The 26,677-nt window shown below is 58.4% G+C and carries 20 protein-coding genes and 4 tRNA genes; 2 read left to right on the forward strand and 22 right to left on the reverse strand.

The features are described from left to right. The 15 genes from AQ996_RS01740 to AQ996_RS01810 form a co-directional block, all read right to left on the reverse strand. Positions 1-596, reverse strand: a 596-nt coding sequence (locus AQ996_RS01740; protein WP_148315802.1) for an MFS transporter, incomplete at its 3' end; no start/stop codon positions are given. Between the two features lie 92 nt (positions 597-688). Continuing rightward, a complete protein-coding gene (locus AQ996_RS01745; protein ID WP_082435478.1) occupies positions 689-1,987 on the reverse strand; it encodes a M20 family metallopeptidase in 1,299 nt (432 codons plus the stop codon). A gap of 116 nt (positions 1,988-2,103) precedes the next feature. After that, positions 2,104-3,087, reverse strand: a complete 984-nt coding sequence (locus AQ996_RS01750) for a DMT family transporter (RefSeq protein WP_055250488.1) — start codon at positions 3,085-3,087, stop codon at positions 2,104-2,106. Positions 3,088-3,420: 333 nt separating this feature from the next. Continuing rightward, positions 3,421-5,610, reverse strand: coding sequence for a YhgE/Pip domain-containing protein (locus AQ996_RS01755; RefSeq protein ID WP_055250490.1), 2,190 nt, complete (start codon positions 5,608-5,610; stop codon positions 3,421-3,423). Next, on the reverse strand, positions 5,611-8,385 hold the full coding sequence (locus tag AQ996_RS01760) for a YhgE/Pip domain-containing protein (protein WP_253274583.1): 2,775 nt from the start codon (positions 8,383-8,385) through the stop codon (positions 5,611-5,613). A 483-nt stretch (positions 8,386-8,868) separates the two neighbouring features. Further along, positions 8,869-10,893 carry a molecular chaperone HtpG gene (htpG, locus tag AQ996_RS01765; RefSeq protein WP_055250494.1) on the reverse strand — a complete coding sequence of 675 codons (2,025 nt, stop codon included), beginning with the start codon at positions 10,891-10,893 and terminating at the stop codon, positions 8,869-8,871. A gap of 202 nt (positions 10,894-11,095) precedes the next feature. Next, positions 11,096-11,596 carry a GNAT family N-acetyltransferase gene (locus AQ996_RS01770; protein ID WP_055250496.1) on the reverse strand — a complete coding sequence of 167 codons (501 nt, stop codon included), beginning with the start codon at positions 11,594-11,596 and terminating at the stop codon, positions 11,096-11,098. A gap of 39 nt (positions 11,597-11,635) precedes the next feature. Further along, positions 11,636-12,286: a tyrosine-protein phosphatase gene (locus AQ996_RS01775; protein ID WP_055250497.1), complete on the reverse strand. Its 651-nt coding sequence runs from the start codon at positions 12,284-12,286 to the stop codon at positions 11,636-11,638. Between the two features lie 17 nt (positions 12,287-12,303). Beyond that, complete coding sequence (locus tag AQ996_RS01780; protein ID WP_055250501.1) at positions 12,304-13,041, reverse strand: CpsD/CapB family tyrosine-protein kinase; 738 nt, start codon at positions 13,039-13,041, stop codon at positions 12,304-12,306. A gap of 2 nt (positions 13,042-13,043) precedes the next feature. Beyond that, positions 13,044-13,700 carry a YveK family protein gene (locus AQ996_RS01785; protein ID WP_055250503.1) on the reverse strand — a complete coding sequence of 219 codons (657 nt, stop codon included), beginning with the start codon at positions 13,698-13,700 and terminating at the stop codon, positions 13,044-13,046. A 195-nt stretch (positions 13,701-13,895) separates the two neighbouring features. Then, a complete protein-coding gene (locus AQ996_RS01790; RefSeq protein WP_055250505.1) occupies positions 13,896-15,320 on the reverse strand; it encodes a sensor histidine kinase in 1,425 nt (474 codons plus the stop codon). 3 nt (positions 15,321-15,323) lie between these two features. Then, positions 15,324-16,052, reverse strand: coding sequence for a response regulator transcription factor (locus AQ996_RS01795; RefSeq protein WP_055250507.1), 729 nt, complete (start codon positions 16,050-16,052; stop codon positions 15,324-15,326). 64 nt (positions 16,053-16,116) lie between these two features. After that, entirely contained in the window at positions 16,117-16,992 is an 876-nt protein-coding gene (pstB, locus tag AQ996_RS01800; protein ID WP_216594985.1) for a phosphate ABC transporter ATP-binding protein PstB, read from the reverse strand. A gap of 103 nt (positions 16,993-17,095) precedes the next feature. Beyond that, a complete protein-coding gene (locus AQ996_RS01805) occupies positions 17,096-18,334 on the reverse strand; it encodes a sensor histidine kinase (protein ID WP_055250509.1) in 1,239 nt (412 codons plus the stop codon). Positions 18,335-18,359: 25 nt separating this feature from the next. Beyond that, positions 18,360-19,055, reverse strand: a complete 696-nt coding sequence (locus AQ996_RS01810) for a response regulator transcription factor (RefSeq protein WP_055250511.1) — start codon at positions 19,053-19,055, stop codon at positions 18,360-18,362. 197 nt (positions 19,056-19,252) lie between these two features. On the opposite strand from AQ996_RS01810, the gene AQ996_RS01815 reads away from it, so the two are divergent. Then, positions 19,253-20,593: a D-alanyl-D-alanine carboxypeptidase family protein gene (locus AQ996_RS01815; RefSeq protein WP_055250512.1), complete on the forward strand. Its 1,341-nt coding sequence runs from the start codon at positions 19,253-19,255 to the stop codon at positions 20,591-20,593. A gap of 132 nt (positions 20,594-20,725) precedes the next feature. Here the strand turns inward: AQ996_RS01815 and AQ996_RS01820 are convergent. The 7 genes from AQ996_RS01820 to serS form a co-directional block, all read right to left on the reverse strand. Further along, positions 20,726-20,816: transfer RNA gene (locus AQ996_RS01820), tRNA-Ser, on the reverse strand. 94 nt (positions 20,817-20,910) lie between these two features. Continuing rightward, positions 20,911-23,352: a tetratricopeptide repeat protein gene (locus tag AQ996_RS01825; protein WP_055250514.1), complete on the reverse strand. Its 2,442-nt coding sequence runs from the start codon at positions 23,350-23,352 to the stop codon at positions 20,911-20,913. A 354-nt stretch (positions 23,353-23,706) separates the two neighbouring features. After that, positions 23,707-23,783 (reverse strand) — tRNA-Arg (locus tag AQ996_RS01830). A 188-nt stretch (positions 23,784-23,971) separates the two neighbouring features. Next, positions 23,972-24,048 (reverse strand) — tRNA-Arg (locus AQ996_RS01835). Between the two features lie 354 nt (positions 24,049-24,402). Next, positions 24,403-24,479, reverse strand: a tRNA-Arg gene (locus AQ996_RS01840). A 77-nt stretch (positions 24,480-24,556) separates the two neighbouring features. Continuing rightward, entirely contained in the window at positions 24,557-24,934 is a 378-nt protein-coding gene (locus AQ996_RS01845) for a hypothetical protein (RefSeq protein WP_055250516.1), read from the reverse strand. A gap of 170 nt (positions 24,935-25,104) precedes the next feature. Then, positions 25,105-26,388 (reverse strand): serine--tRNA ligase, encoded by a 1,284-nt coding sequence (gene serS / locus AQ996_RS01850; RefSeq protein WP_055250518.1) that lies wholly within the window; start codon positions 26,386-26,388, stop codon positions 25,105-25,107. Between the two features lie 111 nt (positions 26,389-26,499). Between serS and AQ996_RS09900 the strand changes: the two genes are divergently transcribed. Next, complete coding sequence (locus AQ996_RS09900) at positions 26,500-26,673, forward strand: DUF6724 family protein (protein WP_172674585.1); 174 nt, start codon at positions 26,500-26,502, stop codon at positions 26,671-26,673. Positions 26,674-26,677 lie beyond the last annotated feature (4 nt).

Genomic DNA, 26,677 nt, shown 5'->3' on the forward strand with positions numbered 1-26,677 from the left:
GCGCCCACGGTGCCGCCGACCATCTCGAGCGAGGTGATGGTGCCCGTGACCTTACCGAGGTCGGCCATGCCAAACTGCTTGGACGCGGCGATGGTAGGCGTGATGGTGCCCATGCACGTTCCAACACCAAAGCTCACAGCAGCGACAATAGGACCGAGGTCCGTCGTCGGGAAACACAGCGCCACGCAGGCGATAATGCACGCAACGGAGCCAAGGATATTGCCAAAGCGGTCATAGATCGCACCGAGCGAAATCTTGGCGATAACGACGGTAACCATGTAGGCCGAAAGCACGGTGCCTGCCCACATGGGGTCGTGGCCGCCCGTGACGATCTTGGCACCGTTGACGGTAACACTCGTCATGTTGGTAACCTGGTTGGGCAGGATGGCGCCATTGACCAAGCCCATAAAGAGGAAGGCGACGACAAGCAGCCAAAATGCCGGGCTCTTCTTGATACGAGACCAGCCGACGCTAACCTCGGGGGCCGTATGCTCGTCCTTATCGCCCGCGGTGGAAACAGACGGATCGCCCGGGTTCTCGCCGAGCGGCTTCAGGCCAATCTCGGAAGGTTTGGTGCGGAAGGAATAGTCATGCAGTTAACGAAAATGGTGTAGCACGTGGCCATGATGACAAAGCCGGAGGCCACCACGAGCCAGCCGGGGAAATATTTACTTTGCTGGGACATGGATTACTCCTTGTGGTCCGCAATGTATCCGAGAGCGACGGCGGCATAAGCCGCGGCGCCGAGAGGAAGCTCGGCATCGTTAAAGCGCGCCTTGGGATGATGCTGGGCAAAATGCTCGTCCGTATCGGTCACGGCCGCGCCCACGGTAAAGTACGCACTCGGAATCTCGCTCGAGATAAGCGCGAAGTCCTCGCTCGCCATGGCGTGGAATAGCGGCAGGAAGGCAGCCTTGGGCAGCACCGCGCCCACGTAACCAAGCGAGGCCTGGGTCATATCGCTGTCGAGCACGAGCGGCGGAACGTCCGAGAGCGTCTCGATGGTTGCCGGCGTACGATATGTTGCGGCAACGCCGTTGACGACCTCCGCGATACGCTCCTTGAGATGAGTCATGAGCTCGACATCGAAGCCGCGCAGCGTTCCCTCGAGCACACAGGTGTCGGGGATGACGTTGGCCGCCAAGCCGCCAGCGAACTTACCAACGGTAAGTGCGACTTCCTTGGCCGCTGGCACCTCGCGGGAGATAAGCTCCTGGAGCGCCAGGTGCACATGGACGCCGGCCGTGATGGGGTCGATGCAGATCTCGGGGCTCGAGCCATGGCCGCCCTTGCCCTGCAGCGTGATGCGGAAACCGTACACGCCCGAAAGCGCCGGGCTCCCATAGAGCACCAGGCCGAGCGGCGATTGGCTGTTGACGTGCATGGCAAAGGCAGCCTGGGGGCGCGGGTTCTGCAGCAGGCCATCGGCGATGGCAGCGCGGGCTCCCTCAAAGGTCTCCTCACCCGGCTGGAACAGCAGTTTGACGGTGGCATTGGCGTCGACAAGCTCGGCCTCGCGGGCCTTGAGCAAACGGGCCGCGCCGAGCAGCGCCGTCGCATGCATATCGTGGCCACAAGCGTGCATGCAGCCGTTGGTGGAAGCGAAAGGCTCGCCCGATTCCTCGACAACGGGCAGGGCATCCATGTCGCCGCGAAGCATGATGACCGTACCGGCCTGTTCGTCCGTGCAGACGCCATTGCCCTGGGCCGCGGCGGCACCGGCGCCGACAAGGCCCACAACACAGGAACCATCGACGAGCGTGGCAAATGGGATTTCCATCTCGGTCAGGCGCGCTTGAATATACGCAGAGGTCTGCGGGAGACTATTACCCAGCTCGGGCATCTGGTGTAAATCGTGTCGCCACACAGCGGTCTCGTCTGCAAAAGCCTGAGCTTCTGCAACGAGACCGTCACCGATAGCGGCCTGCGCCGCTGCGGTGGCCTTGGGCGCTGATTGCGGTTGAAGATCGGACAGAGCTGGTGCCATAAATGCCCTCCAGTAACGTTTTTGCAGCAAGCACTTTGATAGCGTAAAGTGCAAGGTACAACTTTAAGGGCGATGCATAAAAAATGCCGCCCCGAGAGGGCGGCGCAACAAGTTGTTTACAATTGCGGGCGCGGCTTTTTGCGCAAAAAATCGAAGTGAGTCTCGCTCAAGATAATCGACAGGAAGATAAGCACGAAGCCGGCGAGCAGGCGCGAGGTGAGCGCCTCCCCCATCAGCAGCACCGAAAACAACACGCCCGAAGGCGACTCCATCGAAAGAAGCAGTGAGCCCGTCGAGGCGGGGACATGCGCCAAACCGACGTTTTGGACGAGCAGCGCCACGCATGTGCAGCCCACCGAGAGGAAAACAGCCACACCGATAAACTCAGGCGTCCATGCAGAGAGGGGCGCCTGAGTCTCGAATAGCAGCGACGTGATTAAACTCAAAACGCCATTGCCCACAAACATCCAAAACGTGATGACGTTGATGTCCATCTTGCGACCGTACTTGGCAGTCACCGCCATCTGGATGGCGAAGAAGATCGCGCCGCCCAAGGTAATAACATCGCCGGCATTGAACTCGACGCTATCGAGCGCTACCAGGCCAATACCCGCCAGGCACAACAACGCTGCACCCAGGTTATACCGGGTAAGCTTTTCACCGCTCAGGACATAGCTTGCAAACGGCACAAGGATGCAATACGTGCCGGTCAAAAAAGCGCTCTTGCCCGCCGTGGTCTGTGCCAGGCCGATCGTCTGCAAACCGTAGGCACCCCACATGAGCGCGCCCATGCCAAGCCCGACGATCAGGTTGCGGGCATTGAAATGAGCGATGATGCGCTTATGGAAAATTGCAAACATAACCAGTGATGCCGGGAGAAAGCGAACATAGACCAGCTCGAACACCGGAATGGTGTCGAGTGCGTCCTTCATAGTGGTAAAGGAGTAGCCCCAGATAATCGCCACCGAAAGCAGTAGAACTTTCCAGAACAACGGCGAGCGTGCGCCGGCACCCCGGGGAATACCACCCGCGCCCAAATCCTCACGGGCTACAGGGCTATCGGGCATGTTTTCGATTTCGTTGGCAGCGTATTGGGCCATGGAACATCCTCGCACTCAATCTGGGCGTGGTGTCCGCACGCGTATGGCTGCGTGCCGCCTCATGGTCAAATAAAAACGGGACGCGCCGGACCCCCGGCACGCCCCGCTACTGTAGCAACAACCAAGCAACCCACGCAATTCACTACGCTAAAGCGTCGGTACAGAAAACCTCGATGTTCCGGCAACGTCAGCGAAAACGCCCCTAAGCGAGCAAGGTGACGTGAAATGAAAGGGCGCTGACCTTCTGGTCGCGCCCTTGAAATTGAACGTCAGATTGCCGCTTAGGGACGTTTGCAGCGTCGAGCCGTTACGCGGTTTGGTAAAACCGCGTAACTAAATAAGCTTTGTTGACTCCAGCTTTTCGATAATCCAGTCGTTGGCTTTGATGACCGGGCGGCGGAAGACGACGCCCAGTGCCAGCGACGGAATCAGATAGCTCGCCAGAATGCCAAGTTCAACCCAGTACTCCATATGGTAGGCGCCAGCCATGGCGGCATGCATGGCGTTGATGCCGTGGGTGAACGGCAGGAACGGATAGATCGCCTGGAACACAGGGCCGGTCATCTCGATGGGGAACGTACCGCCCGAACCGCCGACCTGCATAACCAACAGCACGACGGCGAGCGCCTTACCGATATCACCAAACGACACGGTGAGCGTGTAGACGATATTGGAGAACACGAGACTCGCGACCCAGCCGGCAAGTACAAACTGCAGCGGGTTGTCGCATTGGATGCCAAAGAACAGGATGTCGCCCGCGCACACGAGTGTCGCCTGCAGCAGGGCCAGACCTCCAAAGAACAGGTAGCGGCCCAGGTAGATCTCGTGCAGGCGCACGGGGATCAGCTCGTTGATGAGTTCGTCGTCAACCGAGACCTTCATCATGGCTGCCAGCACGATCGAGCCCACCCACAGCGACAGGATCGTATAGAACGGCGCCATGGCCGAACCGTAATTGCGGATTGGATAGACCGGCTTACGATCGAGCGCGACGGGACCGGAAAGCGACACGGCCAAACCCTCGGGGTCGTTGCCGATCATCGTCTTGATCGTCGCCAGGTCACCCGACATCAGGGCGCCGTCGAGCTCGTCCTTGAACGCGCTGATCTTGTCCGATGCCTCACCCAGCTGGTCAGAAGCCTTGTTGACGAGCCCTGCAGCCTTGGAGAGACCCTTCGCGAGCGAACCAGAGGCGTCGGTCAGACCGCTCACGGCGCTATCCAAGTCACCCGAGATACCGTTCAGGGAATCCAGAACGCCCGAAATGGTCTTCTTGAGCTCCTTGGCCTTAACCGAGAACGTGGAATCGTAGTCGGACTTGGCTCCCGAGATACCCGCCTTGGCATCGGCGATGGCCTGGTCGACCTCGGCACGCGAGTTGTTGACCTCCGCCATGCCGTCCGAAAGGGACTTTGCGGTCGCCGTCAGGTCCTTCGCATTGTTGCGGTACTCCACGGCAATTCTGCCCAGCGACGTCGCAGCGGACTCGAGACCGTCTTTGAGCTTGTCATCACTCACCTGGTCGGCAAGGTTGCGGAGCTGATCGGCCATCGCATCGATATCGTCAGCACGCGTATTGAGCGCCGCTGCGGCTTCGTTGAGCTGAGACACCGTAAGGTCAACATGCTGATTCGCGGCATCGAATGCCTTCGCAAGCTCGGCGGACACGTTGTCGAACGAGCCCGCGCTTCCGTCAATCGCTGCGTCAACGGCATCGTTGGCGGCCTTGAGCGCTTCCTTGGAATCATTGATGCCGCTCTTGGCGTGCTCCATCAGCTGCTTCGTCGACTCATCAACGGTGCCCGTCTGCTTGAGCATGCCGCCCGCCGATGTCAGTGAATCGGACGTGGAGCTCAAAATGCCCGCGAGCGACGTCGCACTCGCCTGAACGTCCTGCAGGTCCTCGACCGAATCGCCCAGCGTCGAGGACAGATTGGCGATAAAGTTGCTCACCTGGTCGGTACTCATATAGTCGAGCAGGCTGGACACGGTCTTAAGGCCGATGGTCGTGATGGTCTTGGTAAAGGTCTCGTTGACCTGACTCTGGACGGCGCTCGAACCCTTTTCAGTCACGATCTGTGCGATGGCGTTGGCCTTCTGGTTCTCATAGAACTCGATATCGGCGTGCTTCACCTCGGTCGAGAAAAGCGTCATCATGTCAGCGCTAAACGTTTTAGGGATAACGACGGCAGCGTAGTACGCGCCCGACTTAACGCCCTCAATCGCCTTATCGCGGTCGTTGAGGACGACCCAGTCGAAGTTCTCGTTGCCGCGCAGGGTGGCGGTTACGTTTTCGCCCACGTTGACCTCGACGGGAATCAGATCGCTCTCGTAACCCTCATCGGTGTTGACCACTGCAATCTTAAGGTTGCCGGTATTGCCGTAGGGATCCCAGCTTCCGGCGATGTTAAACCATGCATAGAGACATGGCACGATGATCAGGCCCATCACGACGACCATGCCGATCACGGAGCGAGACACGTTTTGGACATCGCGCTTAAACAGGTGCAGGATGTTTTTCATTTATGCCTCACCTCCTTTAGAGTGCTTGCCAAGCGAGGTGGTGTCCCCGTCGTTTCCGTTTACGTTGTCAGCGCCGTCGGCATCTTGAGCCTTACGATGCGCACCGATATGCGACAGACGGCTCGTAGGCTGTTCGCCTCCCTTGGCGCCACACTCGCTGGCGTTGAGACCAAACATGCGACGGGCGGCAGGGATGGCAGCCGTGTGCTCGCGCATCTCGCGGCGAAGGTCCTCGTCCGAAAGCGCCGAGATACGCATCTGGGTATTGAGGCTCGCACGGATGTATTCGATGTTGATGAGCCAGCCGCAGATGGCGATAACCGAAATGATCCAGATAACGAGCAGGATGATCTTGCCGTTATTGTCGATATCGAGCACCGTCGAAAGCACAAAGAGCAGAACCTGCACGCCTACCACGGCGGCAAAACCGCCCTTGATGTAGTACGGGTAGCGATGCTCAAACGCCACGGCATGATCGAGCAGCTCGCGACGGTACGAATCCGAATCGAGCATGACGCGCATGGCCGTGCGCAGCGAATAGCGCTGGCGCGGCAGGTCGTTGGACTCGCAGATCATGAGGCCCGTCGTGGAAAGCTGCTTGTCAAAGAGCAGGTTGAGGTTGAGCAGCAGCGGACGCAGCTGCAAGCCAATAAAGAGTGCGATGGCAAGGAACACGCCCAGGATGCACAGGTTGAACAGGTAGTTGAACGAATACATGCCACCGACGGTCTCGCGCAGCAGGTTGATGCCATAGGTGAAGGGCAGCAGCGGATGCAGCCATTGGAAGAAGCCGGGCATCATCTCGATGGGATACATGCCCGACGAGCCGGGGATCTGCACAATGACGAGGATGACGCCAATGGCTTTACCGATATGCTTAAACGTGGTGGACAGCGCATAGATGATGTTGACGTAGGTGAACGAAATAGCGATGCCGCCCAGTACAAAGAGCAGCGGATTGACGCACTGAACGCCAATGACCAGGTCGCCCACCGTAACGATAATGGCCTGGAACGCGCCCAGGATCACCAGCAGCAGCCAGCGGCCAAAGTAGCCCTGACGCGCCGTAAAGCTACCGATGCCCTCGCGGTCGACCTCGAGTTTATAGATAGCGATGAGCACATAGCCGCCTACCCACAGCGCCAGATTGGTGTAGAAGGGCGCGATGCCCGAGCCAAAGCTCTTGACCGGATAGATTGACTTGGACGTCAGCTCAACCGGAGATGCCATGAAATCTGCCACGTCATTGACGTCGACGTCCATGAGGTCGGCTAACTCGCCCATAGACTCAGAGGTCTGCAGCGCCGCAATGTCATTGGCGGCGGTCGCGAGCTTGTCCTGAACCTTGGCAAGGGAGGCGTCGGTTTGGGACAGCGTGGTCTTTGCCTGCTTGAGCGTGGCATCGAGCTGCGCCAGCGTGCCGCGCGCGCTCGCTATCGTGGGGGTCATACCCGACACAATGCCGGTCAAATCGCCCGAAACGGCGGCAAAGGAGTCAAGCGCGCTCGAAGCCTTCGGAAGTGCGTTCTGACCCAGATCGGTCTGAGCCTGACCGAGGTTAGCCGTACCGGTCTGAATTGCCGCGTTGAGTGCGTTGCTCGCGTTCGAGATTGCCGTAGCGTCGTTTGCCATGGCGCTCGACTGTGCAGAAAGGCCATCCTTGATGCTCTGCAGCTTCTGGTTTTGCTCGCGAAGCGAATCGATGGTCGATACAATGCGCGCGTCAATTTCCTCGGAACCTGTCGACGTGTCATTAACGAGAATCTCCAAGTGCCCGATAACGGCCTTATTGTGATCGATCGTCGCTTGGAGAGACTCGAGCGAGTTGTCGATGCGGGTGGTCGTAGATGTGACCGTACCCGTTAGCTTGCCAATCGCAGCGTTCGCGGAGGCTGACGTCTTGGTGAGTGCAAGGCTACCTTCCGAGAGTGCCTTGGAGAGCGAGGTGATAGAGTTGCCCGCCGTGGCGCGAGCCTCGCCCAGCAGGTCGTTGCCCTGGGAGATTGCCTGCGTCAGCGACGGTGCCTGACCTTGCAAGCCGGCAAGCGCCGCATCAGCCGAGGCGATAGCGCCACTCGTCTTATCGATGGCGGCATTCATATCGCCAATCGAATCGCGCACCTCACCCAAGGTGTCGGATGCCTCGGACACCGAACTTGTCAGCGAGTCCTGAGTCTGGGTTGCCTTGTCCTTTAAATCGACACCGGCATCCTTGGCGATACTGGCAACAGTCTCGCCCACCGTGGAGACAAACTCCGAGTTGATCTGCTCCTCGATGGTGTTGGCACCGGTATCGGTGACCTTGGGCGCAATGGCGCTCTTTTTCTCGTTGACGTAATAGGTGAGCTTCGGCTGATGGTAGTTGCCGTCGAGCATCGAGACCAGATTGTCGGAGAAGTTCTTGGGGATTACGATCGCCGCGTAGTATTCCCCGCTCTCGACGCCCTCTTTGGCATCGGCGGCCGAATCGACGAAGGTCCAGCCCAGCCGATCGTTTTCCTTGAGCTGATCGACCACCTTATCGCCCGCATTAAGCTCGCCCACTAGGTCGTTCTGGGTGCCCTGATCGTTGTTGGCGATAGCGATTTTAATGCCTTGGGTGTTTCCGTACGGATCCCAGTTTGCCACGATGTTGTACCAGGCATACAGCGAGGGGATAACGCACACGCCCAGGGTAACCACCAAGGCGACGGGGTTCACAAGCAGTCGCTTAATGTCGCGCTTGAATATCGCAAAGGAGACCTTTGCGTTGGATAGTTTGCTGCCGAGACTCACGCTTGGACCATCCATCCTGTCGTTGAATCGAATCGTACTATCGACAACCATTGTACGTAGGCGCTTTAGTGCCTCGCGGCACAATGGTGCTGAGTTTTGCGGGTAGCAATATACTACGAAGATGAGTTAGTGTACAGTTGTACAGTATCTTTAATTTCAGCAGGTCACAAAACCACAGCCCGCACAAATTAGCAATCCGAATAGTCATTGGGAACGTTCTTAAACGACTAGTCAAACAAGAACGTCCCCGATGACTACTTAGGGCCACGAAAGCGTCGCAGGTTGAGCATAAGTCAGCGAAAACGCCCCTGAGCGAGCAAGGTGACGTGAAAGAGGAGGGAAGCGTACTTTGGTACGCGACCGACGATTGAACGTCAGATTGCCGCTTAGGGGCGTTTGCAGCGTCGACCGGTCCGTCGTTCGTTAGAACGACGGAACCAATAGGTTCGTTAGAACGGCGGACCCAAAGGCGTAACTACTTAACTACATCAAGTTGCAAACAGCCGCCGCGAAGGCAACGGGGTCCTCGGGGAGGATACCCTCGACCAGCAGGGCCTGATCGTAGAGCAGGCCGGAGTACTGCTTGATCTTGTCGGCGTCACCTGCCTTCTGGGCAGCGACAAGCTTGTCAAAGACCGGGTGCTTGGCGTTGAGCTCGAGCACGCGCTGGCTCTTGGGCATGCCGTCGGGCGCGCCCTCGGGCCCCTTCTGGAGCACCTTCTCCATCTCGAGCGAAAGCGGACCCTCGGTGGTGATGCAAGCGGGGGCATCGGTCAGGCGCGCGGAGACGGCAACTTTCTCGACCTTGTCACCGAGCGCCTCCTTCATAGCGCTAAAGAGGTCCTCGTTTTCCTTGGTGGCGTCCTCGGCCTCCTTCTTCTCGTCCTCGGTCGCCAGATCAAGATCGCCAGTCGCAACGTTCTTGAGCTCCAGGTGACGATCCTCGACCTCGGGCTCGGCACCGTCGGCAACGGCCTTTTCGGCAGCCTCGCGGGCGGCGTCGTCCTCGTAGATCTTGGGCATATCGGCGGCCACGTACTCACGCATAGCCTGGAACGTGAACTCATCCACATCCTGCGTCAGCAACAGCACGTCATAGCCGCGCTCGAGCACGCCCTTTACCACGGGCATCTTGGCCAAGCGCTCACGCGAGTCGCCGGCGGCGTAGTAGATGGCCTTCTGATCCTCGGGCATGCCCTTGGCATACTCGGCCAGGGTGATCATCTTCTGCTCCTTGGCAGACCAGAACAGCAGCAGGTCGGCGAGCTCGTCGGCCTTCATGCCGTAGCTCGAGTAGATGCCGTACTTCAGACCGCGACCAAAGTTCTCAAAGAACTTCTCGTATGCCTCGCGGTCGTTGTCGCGCATGTCCTCAAGATCGGCAGTGATCTTCTTCTCGACACGCTTGGCAATGGCCTTGAGCTGACGGTTCTGTTGCAGCGTCTCACGCGAGATGTTGAGCGTCACGTCGGCAGAGTCCACGACACCGCGCACAAAGTTGTAGTAGTCGGGCAGCAGGTCGTCGCACTTCTCCATAATCAGCACGTTGGAACTGTAGAGCGCCAGGCCCTTCTCGTAGTCCTTGCTGTACAGATCGAACGGGGCGCGACCCGGCACAAACAGCAGCGCATCGTACTCAAGCGTACCCTCGGCATGGAAGCTGATAGTGCGCGCGGGATCGTCAAAGTCGTGGAACGTGGACTTGTAGAACTCGTTGTAATCCTTCTGCTCAACGTCGGAGCTGCGCTTTTTCCAGATCGGCGTCATGGAGTTGATGGTCTCGAGCTCCTGGTAGTCCTCGTACTCGGGCTTGTAGTCGTCGCCGGCGTCCTCGGGCTTGGGTTTCTGGCGGCTCTTGCTCACCATCATCTGAATCGGGTAGCGCACATAGTTGCTGTACTGCTGAATCAGGCTCTTGAGGCCCCACTCGGTCAGGAAGCGATCGTAGGTCTCGGCCTCGCCGTCGGCGTCGAGCTTCTCGTTCTCGCGCAGCGTCAGGATGACATCGGTGCCGTGCTCGGCGCGCTCGCCGTCTTCGATGGTGTAACCCTCAAGACCATCAGACTCCCACACGTGAGCGGTGTCCTCGCCATAGGCGCGGCTGACAACCTTTACGTGGCTGGCAACCATAAAGGCAGAGTAGAAGCCCACGCCAAACTGGCCGATGATGTCGACATCGGAGCCCTGTTGCTCGGCGTTCTCGGTCTTAAACTCCTCGGAGCCGGAATGGGCGATGGTGCCCAGATTGCGCTCGAGCTCCTCGGCGGTCATGCCAATGCCGTTATCCGAGATGGTAATGGTGCGGGCGTCTTTATCAAAAGAGACGCGAATAGCCAGGTCGCCCTGGTCGAGCTTGACACTCGGGTCCTGCAGGCTCTTAAAGTTGAGCTTGTCGACGGCGTCGCTCGCGTTGGAGATAAGCTCGCGCAGGAAGATTTCCTTATTGGTGTAGATGGAGTTGATCATGAGGTCGAGCAGTTTTTTGCTCTCGGTCTTAAATTGACGCATGTGCAGTCCTTTCGCGCTACCCCCGTCCGCAAAAACGGCCCGGTTGCCCGAGCCGCATCGCAGACCTGCTATGTCCAGACTTAGATTTTATAACCCATTAGCGCGCATATATACATACGGAATCGAAAAACTGTATGTCCAAACGCTCTGATGCGCCAATTGCCAAGGAGTGTCCCCGACTGCCGGCAGGAAAGGAACGTCCCTATCTGCCATCTACGCGCTTGGCCATCCAAACATGGGGCTGGCCCTCGTCTTCGTAGTCCACCGGGGCAATCTGCGTGTAACCCGCCTTGGCATAGAGCGGCAGCACGTATTCCTGCGCGTGCAGCTTAATGAGCTTGGCGCCGGCATCACGCGCGCACGTATCACTGGCCTCGACAATCTTGCTCGCCAAACCGCGACGGCGCATGCTCGGCAGCACGGCCACGCGCCCCATAATGTAGGTCTCCCCCGCCGCGACGCCTTCGTCCAAGTCGCACGCCGGCGACACCGGAGCCTCTGCGTCAGCTGCGCGCTCGAGTTCTTCGGGAAACACGCGCGAGCAACCGGCAAGCTCACCGTCTACATAGAGCGTCACATGGATGCAGTTCGGATCCTCGTCGATAGCGTCAAACTCATTCTCGTAGCCCTGCTCGTCCATAAAAACGACGCGGCGCACCAACGCCGCGTCATCAAAGCATCCCGTCTTAAGTTGGATATCCATAGCTGCCCTTTCATTCAACGCGAACGTTAGGGACAGATTTTAGCGAAAATGAGCTCCGCGCACGCTAAACTTCGCGCGAGCCTTCGCCAGACAGTCGTAATGACCCACGTTATGGGCATCGCTCGCGATGAAGCTGTACAGGTTCTGATCGAACAGGCGCTGTGCCGGCTTTTTCTCGCGACCAAAGCGACCGCCGGCAATAAAGTCCGCCGAAGCCTGCAGCTTGCAGCCCATATCGACCAGGCGCTCCGCCACGCTTACATCCTTTTGAACCGCACGATAGCGCTCAGGATGAGCGATGATCACCTGATAGCCACGGCACTGCAAATCGTAAATCGTGTTCTCGTACTCTCTAAACGCATACGCATCGGCATGCGTCGAAAGCTCGAGCAGAAACTCGTTGGTCCCATCGAAATGCAAGTGATCCGCGGCATCGATACCAAGCTCAACGAGCTTTCGATGGTTGACCTCGAAGCCCATCTGGAGCGGAAAACCGTCAGCGTTATCGCGCAGCAGCTCAAAGGCATCCCACATCTTGTCGTAATCAAAATAGGGATCACGGCAGTGAGGAGTGCAAACGATTCTGGTTACACCGGCCCGCTTGGCAGCCTCGAGCATCGCCAAGCTCTCTTCGAGATCGGCGGCGCCGTCGTCTACACCCGGCAAGATATGGCAATGAATGTCACGCATAGGTCAGCCTTAATCAACTAAACGTTTGCTCGGTTGGTGAAAATGCCCTTTTTGGAAGTGCCCTGATCGTCGGAGCCCTTCTTAACCTTCTTACCGTCCTTGGTGTAGTAAGAATAATAGTACTCGCTGGTCTCGGTCTCACAGTAATTCATGACGGTACCGATGAGCTTGACCTTCTCGGACTTCTTAAGCTGGGCGATAGCGTTGAGCGCCTCTTCGCGCTTGGTAAAGTCCTCGCGCACCACGAACAGCGCGCCGTCGGTCAGGCTGGCAATCTCGGCAGCATCGATGAAGGTGCCGACCGGAGGAGCATCGAAGATGACGTACTGGAACTTAGCAGACAGTGCCTTGACCAGCTTGGCAAAGCGATGGGAGACGATGATGTCGGCAGGATTGGGAATATGCGGCTCAGCATCGAGGAAGTAGAAGTTCTTCTGACCCGTCTCGACAATTGCCTGGTCAATGGAGATCTGCTCGGAAAGGACCGCATAGAGTCCGCCGCGCGAACGAACGCCGAGCATATCGGAAAGGGACCTGCGGCGCATATCGGCCTCGACCAGGAGCACGGACTTGCCGCTCGTGGCGATTGCCTGAGCAAGGTTAATGGAAACCGTAGACTTGCCCTCGTTGGGAATCGAGGAGGTAACGGTGATGGTGCGAATGGGGTCATCCACGCTCGCAAAGCGGATGTTGGCCAGAAGGGTCTTGGCGGCATTCTGCACAACGAGCTTATCGGTGTTCTTTGCCTTAGCCATGCCTATTTACCACCTTTCATAGCCGGAATTCGGCCAACAACGGGAATACCCAGGAGCTCTTCTGCCTCTTCGGCACCGCGGATGCGGGTATTGAGCATGTCCGCCAAAACGACATAGGCAACTGCGATAAAGATACCGGCGAGGAACGCGACGGCAATATACAGCGTGCGCTTGGGGCCGCTGGGGGCTTCGGGGGTCTTAGCCTCGTCGATAACGTTGATGCTCTGGGCAGCGCCGACGTTCTGAGCGACCGTACTCACCGAGCTGGCAATGGCCTTTGCGACCTCAGCCGTCTCCTTGGCATCGGTGCCGGTAACCGAAAGCGTAATGACACGCGTGGTGGTCTCGGAGGAAACAGACACCTTGTAGTCATCCAAATCGGTGAGGCCCAGTTCTTTGGCGGCGCCGCTCTTAACGCTATCGCTATCCAGCAGCGTGGCGATATCGTTGGAAAGCATCTGGCTCGCCGAGAGATCGTTGTAGCTCATCTGACCGCTATCGTCGGTCTTGGCGAGAATGTACATGCTCGTCGTCGCGGTATAGGTGTTGTCCATCGCAACGAAGGACACGATGCCCATGGCGATCGCGCAGACCACCGGAAGGGTGATGACCAGCTTGAGGTGCTTCTTCAGCAGCTGGAACAGTTCGAGAAGGGTCATGCAGCTTGCCTTTCATTTCCCCAGTTCGGATTGACAAAACTGTCCGTATGTTATCGCATCTTTTTACCGAGACCAAACTCTATACATAAGAAACAGGCTCTCCTGTAAAAATGTCGGAAGCAATCGTAAAATTGCACAACAACGCCGCACCCGAAAGTCAAATGCGGCGTCTACATCAATATCTGTGTTGTATCGCTATGCGAATGGCTCGTCCTGCTGTATGGGAAACGTCACCGTAATGGTGGTTCCCACGCCCAACTCGCTCGACAGATCAAGCGTGGCGTGATGATACAGGGCCGCATGCTTGACAATGGCAAGCCCCAGGCCGGTTCCGCCGCGTGCCTTGGACCTACTCTTGTCCACGCGATAGAACCGCTCAAATACCTTGCCCTGTTCTTCAGGCGCGATACCGATTCCCGTGTCGGCGACAGCGAGGAACGGATGGCCTTCGTCGTTAGTGCCGCACTGCAGCGTAACCGTACCGCCGGGCCGATTGTAGCGGATGGCGTTGCTTGCCAGATTATAGATGAGCTCGTCGACCAAGCGCGACACGCCTTCGATGACCACAGGCTTGGTCTCATGACTTATCGTCACATTCGCCTGACGGGCAACCTGTTCAAGACGCTGCTCAACCGTGTAGATGGCACGCGAGAGCTCAATAGGCTCCGTGGACCCAATGGGCACCGCCTCGCCCTCAGTTGCACGCTCGGCCTCGTCCAAGTTAGACAGCGTAAGGATATCGTTGACAAGCGCTGCCAAGCGGCCCGCCTCACGATAGATGCGACCGCCAAAGTTGCGCAGGTCATCCTCGCCCTCAACCATGCCGTTTGCGATGAGCTCGGCATAGCCCGAAATCGCCGTAAGTGGCGTCTTGAGCTCATGGGTGATATTCGCCGTGAACTCGCGGCGCATACGGTCGTTGTCCGCTAGCACCGCCATTTGGCGCTTGAGTTCCTGGCGCTGCGACTCGATACGCTCAAGCATGGGGACCATCTCGGCATAAGCGTGCTCATAGCTACGGCGCGGGTGGTCCAAATCCACCTCTTGTAACGGCGCGATGATGGCACGGGACTCGCGGCGCGCCATGAAAAACGAGAGTACCGCACCCGCTGCTGCGATAAGCAGCATCGGCGCCACCATCGACAGCAAAATCGCCGCAACGCCAGGCTGGGCCTGCGCCAAGCGGACAACCTGGCCGTTATCAAGGGCGACGGCGCGATACAGCATAATCTCGTCGAGCGTAGAGCTTGCGCGCTCCGCGGAACCCGAACCACTCTCAAAGGCCTCGATGACCTCGGGGCGATCGCCATGGTTGGGCAGTGTGGAAGGCGACGCCTCGTTGTCGTAGGCAACCGATCCATCCTTGTTAATCAGCGTGATGCGTAAGTCCTCGCGATCGAGGCTACGCAAGAACGGGATGGGCTCCTGCTGCTCGTCGAGGGCGGCAGCAATGAGCTCGGTTTCCTGCGCCAGATTGGCACTCGTGGCATCCGCCAAGGTGTTTTGCACAAAGAACGCACCCAGCACCGTAAACGCCACGATAACCGCCATGGCGCAAACAAAGATCGTCACAAAAACGCGGTGCGACAGCGTTTGTTTTCCCTGGGGGGCGAAGACCACGGGTTACTCCTCCGATGCGGTGGACGCGGTGTCGTCACCTTCGGCACCATCACCGGCAGAAGGCTCAGCCAAGCGGTAGCCCACGCCGCGCACGGTCTCGATGGCGCTGGCATGCTCGCCCAGTTTTTGGCGAAGCGTCTGCACGTGCACGTCAACGGTGCGCGAACCGCCGTCGAAGTCCCAGCCCCACACGCTCTGCAGCAACGACTCGCGGGTAAAGACCACGCCGGGCTTGCGCATGAGATACTCAAGCAGGTCGAACTCGCGCAGGGTGAGCTTAAGCGGCTCGCCGGCAACGGTCACCTCGCGATGGCTGGGCGAGAGCACGATGTCGCCCACACTGAGCACATCGCTCGCCTGTTTGACCATGCCGCCGCGACGCAGCAGTGCGCGGCAACGGCTCGCAAGCTCCATGAGCGAAAACGGCTTAGTCAGGTAATCGTCGGCACCGCCATCGAGCGCCATCACCTTGTCGAGCTCGGTGTCCTTGGCGGTAAGCATCATGATGGGCACCGTCGCCGTCAGGCGATCGGCACGCAGGCGACGCATAATTGCCAGGCCATCGGTATCGGGCAGCATGATGTCGAGCAGGACAGCATCGGGCACCCGTCGCGCCACAGCAGCCTTAAACTCGCCATCACACGAAAAGCCCTCGGCCTCGATCCCCTGCTTGCGCAGCGCGTAGACCGTCAAATCCCTGATGTTGTCATCGTCCTCGACGTAATAGATCATGTTGAACCCCTCTGCGGCCGGCATGACCGCATCTTAACCCTAAAGGCACCTGCACTAGATGGTATCAGCCAAAACGGCCCGTCAAATAATCCGCCGTGCGCGGATCGGTCGGGTTTTTGAAGAGCTGAGCGGTGGGCGCATGCTCCACCAGCTCGCCCAGCAAAAAGAACGCGACCGAGTCGGAGATGCGCGCAGCCTGCTGCATGTTGTGCGTAACGACCACCAGCGTGCAGGTCTCCTTGAGCTCGCAGGCCAGCTGCTCCACCACCAACGTCGACACAGGGTCGAGTGCCGAGGTCGGCTCGTCCATCAGCAGAATGTCGGGCTGCACGGCAAGTGCGCGGGCGATGCACAGGCGCTGCTGCTGTCCACCCGAAAGACCCAGGCCCGACTCTTTGAGCTTGTCCTTGACCTCGTCCCACAGGGCAGCGCGACGCAGGGAGTCCTCGACCAGCTCATCGAGCACGGCGCGGTCGCGCACACCCATACCGCGAGGACCGTAGGCGACGTTGTCGTAGATGCTCATGGGAAATGGGTTGGGGCGTTGGAACACCATGCCCACGCGCTGGCGCAAACGGCAGATGTCGCAATCGCCCAGGATATCTTGACCATCGAGCGCAATCTTGCCCTCGATGCGGCAATCCTTGATGCCGTCGTTCATGCGGTTAAAGCAGCGCAGCAACGTGGACTTTCCGCAGCCCGAAGGCCCGATGAACGAAGTGATCTGCTTGTCGCGGATCTTGATATTCACGTCCTTGAGCGCATGGTGATCGCCATAGAACAGGTCGAGGCCCTCGACGTCGATGCGCGTCGGCGAGGCGGCAAGATCCTCTGCCGTGGGGCGAGTCGCATCCCCAACCTCGCGCTCATGCGCGGCCTCGGCCTGCGCTTCCATGAGTTCTTCAAGCTCCGTGGGCTCCACAGCCGCAGCAGCCGTCATACCGCACACCTCCATATCGATATCAATTCAGCAGTATCGATAGTAGGAATCGCGGCTCATACGCACGTGAGCACATTGTCAAGTGTTTGTAAGGGCACACTGGCTATGCGGCGGGCAGCTCGATGGTGAATATCGTGTGTTCGGGCGTCGATTCACATGCAACGGTACCGCCGTGTGCCGCGATGATCTCCTTGGCAATAGCAAGGCCCAGGCCGGCACCACCGCGATTGGTCGCACGCGCCGCATCCAGGCGATAGAACTTCTCAAAGATCACCTTGAGCTTAGCCGCAGGGATAGGATCGCCCTGATTGATAAAGTGCACGCGCACGCCGCCATCGTCTTGGCGCCTGGCCTCAATCGTGATAGTCGAGCCCTCATAGCTATAGGCGACGGCGTTTTTCATGATGTTGTTGAACACGCGGGCCATCTTGTCGCCATCCACGAGCACCGTCAGGTCCTCGCGAATATCAACCTGGGCTTCCTTATGCTGCTCGTTGAGGATGGGATAGAACTCGTCAGCCACCTGAGCCAGCAGCAACCCCAGATCAACATAGCCGCGCGTGAGCACGATATCGTGGAAGTCAAAGCGCGTGATATCGAAGAACTCTTCGATGAGCGCATCGAGCCGGCGCGCCTTGTCGAGCGCCACGCCCGTAAAGTGCGCACGTTGCTCAACCGGCAGCTCAGGAGCCTCTTGAAGCAGCGAAAGATAGCCCACCACACTGGCAAGCGGGGTGCGTAGGTCATGTGCCAAGTACGTGACCAGATCGTCCTTGCGATGAGACTCGTCACGCAAGGCCTGCTGCACCTTGCGCTCGCGATCGCGCACACGGTTGAGTGCGCCCTCGACCTCCAGGAAGTCGCCGTCGATGTTGTCCCAGGTGTCGGGGTGATCGATCAGGCGATCTTGAATACGAGCGGCCAGCACACAATCGGCATGCTGCTCGCCCTGCTCGTAGCCATGGTAGTACAGGGCGCGGCCGCAAAAGAACAGCACGCACACGGCAAGCGCCAGCACAAAGCCAAGCATGTTGAATACAAAGCCGGCATCGAACAGCACTGGCCCTTCGATGCCGCCGAGCGCCATGGCGCCAATCGCCAACATCATGGCCCACGCGGCACCGCCAATCACCACGCAACGGCGCACGATTTCGAATCGATCGATCAGCAAAAAGCCGACAAGCAGCACCGCTAAGACTCCGGCGATGTTGTCGATGCCAATCAGCAGCAGGCTCAGCAAAAAGAGCAGCACCGTCGCAAGCGCGCGGTTGTCGACGACTGCCCGTACGTATTCAAAGAGTCGATCGGGCACCTCGAATGCCTGCCTATCGTCTTTTGTCATATCCACTTCCCCACCATCAAAGGCGCTATTCGATTATGTAGCCGACGCCCCAGACGTTTTTGATAAAGCGCGGCTTTTGAGCGTCGTCGCCAATCTTTTCGCGCAGGTGGCGAATGTGCACCATCACCGTATTGTTGGAGCCGGGCATAAAATCCTCGTTCCACACCGCGCGGAACAGATCCTCCACGGCTACCACGCTGCCGCGATGCTCAACCAGATACAGCAAGATGGAATACTCGATGGGCGTGAAGCGCACCGGTGCACCGTCCACCGTTACGGAACGAGCATCGCGGTTGATCTCCAGGCCGTCGAGCTGGATGGTCGGCGACTCGGCCGCCTGCGCGCGGCTACCGTAGCTGGTGTAGCGGCGAAGCTGAGCGTGCACGCGCGCGATGAGCTCCAGCGGACGGAACGGCTTAACCACGTAATCGTCCGCGCCAAGCGAAAGGCCCTCGATCTTGTCTTGCTGGGCATCGCGCGCCGTCAGCATGATCACAGGATAGGTATGGCTGGAACGGATCGTACGCAGTAGCTCAAAGCCATCGATATCGGGCAGCATGACATCCAACAGTGCCAGATCGAACTCCTGCTCCAGGATTGCCTTGGCAGCATCGGCCCCGCTATAGGCAATCTGGACATCAAAGCCCTCTTTTGTAAGGTAGATACCAACCAAGTCGGCGATGGCCTTCTCGTCATCAACTACCAAAATGCGCTCGTTCATGCGTGCTCCTCTCGCGCTCCATTATGCCCGAGGCGACGCACGCCACACACAACAAGCGTGGGTGATTAAGTCGGCCTTAAGCACCCTTGTGCCCGTTCGGGCGCGGATGTGGGCCACGCACGCACGCGATGATCGCCGACGCCGGCAAACGATATACTCTAGTTCCAGAAGAGACCATCCCGTCGAAAGCGAAATCCGTGAAGTCCCTCACCTCTTTTGCAAAGCGCTCAGCCCAGCTTGCCGCCGGCTTTGTCTGCGCTATCGCCCTTGCCGCTGGCGTGCCCACCGTCGCCGGCGCCCAAGTACTCACGACCGACAATGTTTGCGGCAAAACCGCCGATGCGCGCGGCATCACGGCCGAAAACCTGCCCGATATCGATGCGACCAATGCCCTCGTCATGGGCAAAGACGGCACCGTCTACTATGCCCGCGGCGCCGATGAGCAGGTCAAGATTGCCTCGATCACCAAGGTCATGACCGCAATCCTAACCGTCGAGAATTGCAAGATGGACGAGAAGGTCACGGTGAGCAACGCCGCAGCCACCGTGGGCAATTCAACAGCCGGCCTACTCGAAGGCGACGAGCTCACCGTGAAGCAGGCACTGCGCGGCCTGATGATTCCCTCGGGCAACGACGCCGCCATCGTGCTCGCCGAATATGTGGGCAAGAAGATCGACCCTAAGACCAAAGACGCCGAGGCAACATTTGTGAAAGCCATGAACGAGCGCGCTAAGAAGCTCGGTTGCACCGGCACGCTTTTTGAAAACCCGCATGGTCTGGACTTTGATGAGTGGGCTGGCGATATGCACTCAACCGCACACGACGTAGCGCTGATGATGCAGGAGGCCATGAAAAACGACACGATCCGCGAGGTCGTAGCGAGCGAGGATTCCTGGATCGAGGTCACGGGCGCCGACGGCGCCGACCATTCGCATTCCATGGACACGCATAACTATTTGCTGGGCCAAGATGGCAACATCGGTGGCAAGACCGGCACCACCGACGACGCGGGCTATTGCTTTACGAGCGCCTACAACCGCGACGGCGACGAGATCTACACCGTCGTTTTGAACTCCACCACCACCGACCAGCGCTTTACCGATACCGCAACCCTTGCCAATTGGTACTACGGTCACAAGGTGACGGTCGCAATCGCCAACACGCAGGAAAAGACCGCCAACGGCAACCCGCTTATGGCGCGCATTGGCCAAACCGACTGGACGGACAAGACGATCGACGCCACACTCGCCGATCCTACGGCGCAAGCGACCGTGTTTTCCCTTGCCGGCGAGGTGACCGAAAAGGTTAGCTACGACGATCTTTCGGGCACGGTGCATGTGGGCGACAAGGTGGGCAGCGTTACGCTCAAGCAGGACGGCACCAAGATCGCCGTCATGGACCTGGTTGCCGACGAGGAAGGCGCAGGGCCGAATCCCATTGAATGGCTACTCGTAAAGCTCGATCGCTTGGGCCGTCGCATCGACAACCGCCCGCTCACGGCAGAAAGCGAGACCGTCGCCAAGGCGCCCAAGGTGTAGTGCGCAAGAATAATAAGCCCATTAAAAGGAGGCGTCCGAAAGGATGCCTCTTTTTTTTGAGGGTTCGAATCCCCAGCCGCCATTCTTGATAATAAAAAGGGCCCCAAATGGGACCCTTCTTCAAATTCGTACTGGCGGAGAGCTGGGGATTCGAACCCCAGATGCCCTTTTGGGGCATACTCGCTTAGCAGGCGAGCACCTTCGGCCTCTCGGTCAGCTCTCCGTAACAGCCGTTCTATAGTAACCAAACAGTCGAAGTTGGGCAAGAGGGAATTTTCTAATTGTCCAGTGGCCTTTCCTCCTTGCAGTTTTCGCTACTACCCCAGCGAGCGATTGAGGGAGCCGAGCTCATCGTTGCCCATGGTGCGCCACATTTGGAAGATGCAGCCACGCGCCAGGAAAAAGAAGCCGTTGTCGACCAGCTGCACGGCAGCATCCGCCAGCTGGTTGGTCACAGCGGGCACCGGCGGTAGCTCGAGCCCGGCCTTGCGGATGGTCTCGATCGCTTCCTCGAACGTCGGAGGCTCGCTGACACCCATCTCGTTCATAAGGCCCTGCATTTCTTCCAGCGCGCTGCTGCCCGACTCCTCGCCGCGCGGCACCAGACGGTAACAAGCCAGCGCCATGTCGAGCTGATCGCAATTCCAATAGGCAAACGCCAAGCGATAGAACAGGTAGCCGATTGCAGAACGATCGCTGGCAATACGTAGGCCGTGGCGCGCCACCTCGATAATCTCGTCAAAGCGCTCCAGACGCGCAAGCACGTTGATGAGCGCAAAGTGCGACTGCATGGACGAGCGCGCCAGATCGTAAAGATGGCGCACCTCGGGCAGTGCTCGTTCAAAGTCCTCTTGCTCGGCGTAAAAGCTGCAGATCTCGTGCTGGGCAAAGTACAGCGCATCGGGCGCACGAAGGATTCGCACAGAGCGGTCTTCTTCCAACACCGGTAGCACCATGCGCACCAGCTGGTTATCGCAAAACTGCGTTTGAACCGGACCTGTCGCCAAAAGCTCGGCGACGGCGCACTTGGCCTCCAACTCCTCGACAAGACGGGAAAAGCCTTCAAAAGCACCTGTACGGTCGACTTTTGCCTGCTCGCGCAATTCAACAACACGGGCCACGTATGGGTCGTCGTCCTCTTCCATGACCTCCAGCTCGTCAGCCGTATCGGCAAGCAGCAGATCGCGCAGCGCCGGCGGCAGCATGCGATGGTCATCACGCGGACGAGCATGAACCTCCGCCGGCTCAATCGTCTCCGGAGCGGTTGACTCATACGCCTCAAGCACACGCTTGCACGGCATATCGTCCATGTCCATGCTCTCAAGATCCTTGGCGACAGGCACGCAATCGGCCAGATAGGCCGCGCGCCCAAAGAAATACGTTGCGACAACGCACTCGCCCTGCTCACTGTCGGGAGCAGCAATCTGCACATAGCAGCGCGTGATGCGGGTGCCCGCGGCAAAACACGCTGCCGCAAGCGTGAGCGCCACGCGCGCATCGTGCTCCGCGGCCCAGATCGTGCGCGTGTCCTCGTCCAGCTCGTGCCAGGCGTCATCTTGAGCGTCGTATTCACGTTGCGGCATGGCATCAACGACAGACTGCCCAAACCGAACGAGCATAATCCCCTCGGCAACGTTTGCCCGATAGGTATAGTCGAGCCGCGTGACCACGTTGAGCGCCTCGACAATACGCGCGAAGCGGGTGCGCACGTCCCACTCTCCGCCCGGCTGGCACGAAACCGTTCCCGGCTTTGCCCACGGGTTATCGCTCGAGGCCGTATCGAGCAGTCGGGGAACATCGTTGGTCGTCTTAGCGATATGCCACGAATCAAAGAGCGCGCAGCCCTCAAGGCTCGGCGACGAGGCCGCGGGGACCAATCCAGCCCCGATGTGCTCAAGGATGCCGGAGAGGCGGTTGAGACGGCACTCGATGGCGAGCAGCGTGTCAATCTCGTCCTGGTCCAGCAGACTGCGATCAAAATTGAGATAGAAAAGCTTTGAGCGATCGATGCGAGCCAGGCTCATCTCGGACTTGGCGGCGATGGTGCGCAGGCGGGGCAAGTCAATTTCGCTCATAAGGGCGGCGGCATAGCGCTCGATACCGCTCGGATTCTCGGCATGGTCAACGCGGTAAAGCAGCGTCTCGATAGCATCGGGGAGCGGCGCCGTGTTAAAGCCCAAAAACACCTCGACCGGCTCGGGCAACTTTACGAGCTTGATCTTGTCGGCAACGTTTTGCATACCCTCGTCGAGTCCGTCGGCGTCCACCGTGCTCGCAATGGTATTTTCGGAGTCAGCGAATATCACGTAGCGCAGGAACATCGATGCCATGAACTCGCCGTAAGGAAGGGAGCGGGCCGAATTCCATGTCTCGTGATCGGACTGTTCGCGCATGGGACCTTCGGGAGAGCCGACGGTTCGCGCGCACGCGCGCATTGTGCCGTTGGCTCCCCGAACCACAATCTCACCAATACCGGAGTCCGACTCGTCAAGGACGAGTTCCATGTCGGGATCGTTGGGCAGCGGAGCCTCGCTAACGGGGCGGTCCACCTTGTACACCTCACCCGAAACGCTTACGTAGCCCAAAAGCGACACATGACTTTTGCCAACGAATTCGACGACATAACAAGATTCATGCTGATCCTCGCCAAAGAGCTTCCAGACCACGCCATACGAGCGTCCCGCTGGCTGCTCGGGCATCGCCGGAAAGCGCTTCTTGGGATCGAGAAACCTGAGCTTGTATGTCGGACGCTCTGCCACGAAATATCACCCTGATCAGTCGTTGAGAGAAGGAGTGGTCGCGAATAAGTCGCGACATCTACTCGGAATCTTACACGAGTCGACAGGAAATCGTCCCTTTGGACGAAAGCACTCAAGCTGGCGCAAAAGAAAAGCCCCCGTTGCCGGAGGCTTTCAATTTCAATTGGTGCGGCGTATAGGATTCCGCGCATCCGCTGCGCGGATCCGCACCGGCTTCGCCCGCCTGCCGGCGCGCTCGCCCGCTCGCTAAAAACGCTCCGCGTTTTCTTGACGCTCGCGCCTCGGCCGAGGTTCGAATCCATGCCAGGTTTCCATAAAAGAAAAGCCCCCGTTACCGGAGGCTTTAAGCTCAAATGGTGCGGCGTATAGGATTCGAACCTATGACGTTCTGATTCGTAGTCAGACCCTCTATCCAGCTGAGGTAACGCCGCGACTTGTTGTTTATTATGCACATGGACTGAATAATCGTCAAGCATTTTTCAAAAAAAGTTATTGAATTTGATTTTTACTCATTTGACGCAGTCGATCGACTCGATACTTTCAAACACGGCAAAAGCAACTTCTCAAGTATGTCGACATATAAGAAAAGCCTCCGTTACCGGAGGCTTTAAAACTCAGTTGGTGCGGCGTATAGGATTCGAACCTATGACGTTCTGATTCGTAGTCAGACCCTCTATCCAGCTGAGGTAACGCCGCAACGCACGGATTATTATGCACGCGAGCCCCCGATGGGTCAAGCGACAATTAGAAAAAATTTTATGAAGTGATAATTAAGCTGTTCGCGCCTCGACCGAGGTTCGAATCCATGCCAGGTTTCCATAAAAGAAAAGCCCCCGTTGCCGGAGGCTTTCAATTTCAATTGGTGCGGCGTATAGGATTCCGCGCATCCGCTCCGCGGATCCGCGCCGGCTTCGCCCGCCTGCCGGCGTGCTCGCCCGCTCGCTACGGACGCTCCGCGTCCGCTTCACGCTCGCGCCTCGACCGAGGTTCGAATCCCTGTCTGGTCTCCAAAAAAGAAAAGCCCCCGTTGCCGGAGGCTTCAAGTTCAATTGGTGCGGCGTATAGGATTCGAACCTATGACGTTCTGATTCGTAGTCAGACCCTCTATCCAGCTGAGGTAACGCCGCAGCGCAAGACATATAAAACCACTTTAGCTTATTGGAGTCAAGCACAATCTCAAACTTTTTTGTGGAACGCAGTTTTGTCATGCTGCTCCGCATATACCGCCGTTCCCCGTACGATCGATTGGCTTTTCGATCACGTCAAACTTAGCATCAAGTTCCCTCAGGAGCGATCTCACCCGCTGGGCACAATCATAATCGGCAAACGAGATGCTCAACATGCGAGCAACCTGGTTAGATGTCCGGACCCCATAGAAATGCTCCAGGGCCACAAGCCCCTCGTGCGTCACAAAGGTCTCGACTACATGTGGCGATTCCTCAAAGCACCATTGGGTCAACGGCCCCTCGCTCGTCTGCCGCACCACCAAACCGCCCATACCCGATGGCTCACACGTTACTGTCAGGCGCTCCCCACCTTCATCGCTCTCAAACAGAACCACCCGTTCGTCAAACAGTTCCATCGCATCCCCTTTCTCTCGCTCGTATCTAGTAAAAGCATAGCAGGTAGATGACTGTATACAGAACGCATGTTCGTGTGTTTTCTGTCGAGCTGTCCGCATGGCATGGTATGGCCGTGCGCAAAAAGGGCGCCCCGAAAGGAGCGCCCTTGCAAATCGCTTATGCAGCCAAGCTACGCGACCGGCTCGATCTTCTCGAGGCCGCCCATGTAAGGACGCAGAACCTCGGGGATCGTGATGGTGCCGTCAGCGTTCTGGTAGTTCTCCAGAATGGCGGCCATGGTGCGGCCAGCCGGCAGACCGGAACCATTGAGGGTGTGCAGGTAGCGCGTGCCCTTGAAGTTCTCGGGGTCGCGATACTTGATGTTGGCGCGACGGGCCTGGAAGTCGCCGCAGTTGGAGCAGGAGCTGATCTCCTTGTAGGCGTTGTAGCTCGGCAGCCAGACCTCGACGTCGTAGGTCTGACGGGCGGAGAAGCCCAAGTCGCCGGTGCACAGGCTAATCACGCGATACGGAAGGCCCAGCTGCTGCAGCAGGTACTCGGCCTCGGCGGTCATGCTCTCGAGCTCCTCGTCGGACTCCTCCGGCTTGGCAAACTTGACCATCTCGACCTTGTCGAACTCGTGCTGACGGATGATGCCGCGGGTGTCGCGACCGGCGGAACCGGCCTCCTCGCGGAAGCAGGGGGTGAAGGCGGTGTAGCGGCGTGGCAGGGTGTCGGCGTCGAGGACCTCACCGGCGTGCAGGTTGGTGAGCACGACCTCGGCGGTGGGGATCAGGAAGTTGTCGCCCGAGACGTGATAGGCGTCGTCCTCGAACTTGGGCAGCTGGCCCGTGCCGAACATGGTCTGACGCTTGACGACGATGGGCGGCCACCACTCCTTGAAGCCACGGCTCGTGTGCGTGTCCAGGAAGAAGTTGATAAGAGCGCGCTCCAGGCGGGCGCCGGCGCCACCGAGAACGGTGAAGCGGCTGCCGGAGAGCTTGTTGCCACGCTCGAAGTCGAGGATGTCCAGATCAGTGCCCAGATCCCAGTGCGGCTTAAAGTCAAAGTCGAACTCACGCGGGGTGCCCCAGCGGCGGCGCTCGATGTTCTCGTCCTCGTCCTTGCCGTACGGCGTGGCCTCGCAAGGGATGTTGGGCAGGTGAGCCATAAAGTCGTACTGCTCCTGCTCAAGAGCGGTACGGCGCTCGGCCAGACCATCAATCTTTTCGTTGACGGCGCGCACGGCCTCCTTGGCAGCCTCGGCCTCGTCCTTCTTGCCCTCCTTCATCAGGGCGCCGATCTTCTTGGACTCGGCGTTGCGCGTGGCTTGAAGCTCCTCGACCTCGGTGATGACGGCACGGCGCTCGTCATCGAGCTCAAAGAACTTCTCGCGATCCCAAGACGTCTGGCGGTTAGCCATGGCGACATCGATGGCATCGGGGTTCTCGCGAACAAACTTGATATCAAGCATTAGATCCTCCGGCGATATACATTCCATTTAGGTTGCAACCTTGTACATGTATGGGCAAGTATATACTTATGAGCGTTTACGACCCAACTCAACTACGCAAGAAGGCACCCAATGGACGCAGTTTTTTCCTTTTTGTTTGGCACCCGCACCGGTTTTGCCATCCTTTTCGCCGGCGGCATCCTGCTGTTTGCGATTCTTGCCTTTGTAATGGAGAAGCGCACCCATAAGATGTATGTCGACCGCGGCCCCAAGTCCGAGGACGATGAAGACAGCTTCTGGGACTAACTCG

Source organism: Collinsella aerofaciens, from assembly GCF_001404695.1.
GTDB classification, from domain to species: domain Bacteria; phylum Actinomycetota; class Coriobacteriia; order Coriobacteriales; family Coriobacteriaceae; genus Collinsella; species Collinsella aerofaciens_E.

Excerpts from the sequence above, each read along its gene's own strand:
- AQ996_RS01755 (WP_055250490.1), bottom strand. The coding sequence starts at position 5,610 with ATGAAAAACATCCTGCACCTGTTTAAGCGCGATGTCCAAAACGTGTCT.
- AQ996_RS01795 (WP_055250507.1), bottom strand. The coding sequence starts at position 16,052 with ATGATCTATTACGTCGAGGACGATGACAACATCAGGGATTTGACGGTC.
- htpG (WP_055250494.1), bottom strand. The coding sequence starts at position 10,893 with ATGCGTCAATTTAAGACCGAGAGCAAAAAACTGCTCGACCTCATGATC.
- AQ996_RS01845 (WP_055250516.1), bottom strand. The coding sequence starts at position 24,934 with ATGGAACTGTTTGACGAACGGGTGGTTCTGTTTGAGAGCGATGAAGGT.
- AQ996_RS01745 (WP_082435478.1), bottom strand. The coding sequence starts at position 1,987 with ATGGCACCAGCTCTGTCCGATCTTCAACCGCAATCAGCGCCCAAGGCC.
- AQ996_RS01775 (WP_055250497.1), bottom strand. The coding sequence starts at position 12,286 with ATGCGTGACATTCATTGCCATATCTTGCCGGGTGTAGACGACGGCGCC.
- AQ996_RS01805 (WP_055250509.1), bottom strand. The coding sequence starts at position 18,334 with ATGACAAAAGACGATAGGCAGGCATTCGAGGTGCCCGATCGACTCTTT.
- AQ996_RS01750 (WP_055250488.1), bottom strand. The coding sequence starts at position 3,087 with ATGGCCCAATACGCTGCCAACGAAATCGAAAACATGCCCGATAGCCCT.
- serS (WP_055250518.1), bottom strand. The coding sequence starts at position 26,388 with ATGCTTGATATCAAGTTTGTTCGCGAGAACCCCGATGCCATCGATGTC.
- AQ996_RS09900 (WP_172674585.1), top strand. The coding sequence starts at position 26,500 with ATGGACGCAGTTTTTTCCTTTTTGTTTGGCACCCGCACCGGTTTTGCC.
- AQ996_RS01810 (WP_055250511.1), bottom strand. The coding sequence starts at position 19,055 with ATGAACGAGCGCATTTTGGTAGTTGATGACGAGAAGGCCATCGCCGAC.
- AQ996_RS01770 (WP_055250496.1), bottom strand. The coding sequence starts at position 11,596 with ATGGATATCCAACTTAAGACGGGATGCTTTGATGACGCGGCGTTGGTG.
- AQ996_RS01785 (WP_055250503.1), bottom strand. The coding sequence starts at position 13,700 with ATGACCCTTCTCGAACTGTTCCAGCTGCTGAAGAAGCACCTCAAGCTG.
- pstB (WP_216594985.1), bottom strand. The coding sequence starts at position 16,992 with ATGACGGCTGCTGCGGCTGTGGAGCCCACGGAGCTTGAAGAACTCATG.
- AQ996_RS01780 (WP_055250501.1), bottom strand. The coding sequence starts at position 13,041 with ATGGCTAAGGCAAAGAACACCGATAAGCTCGTTGTGCAGAATGCCGCC.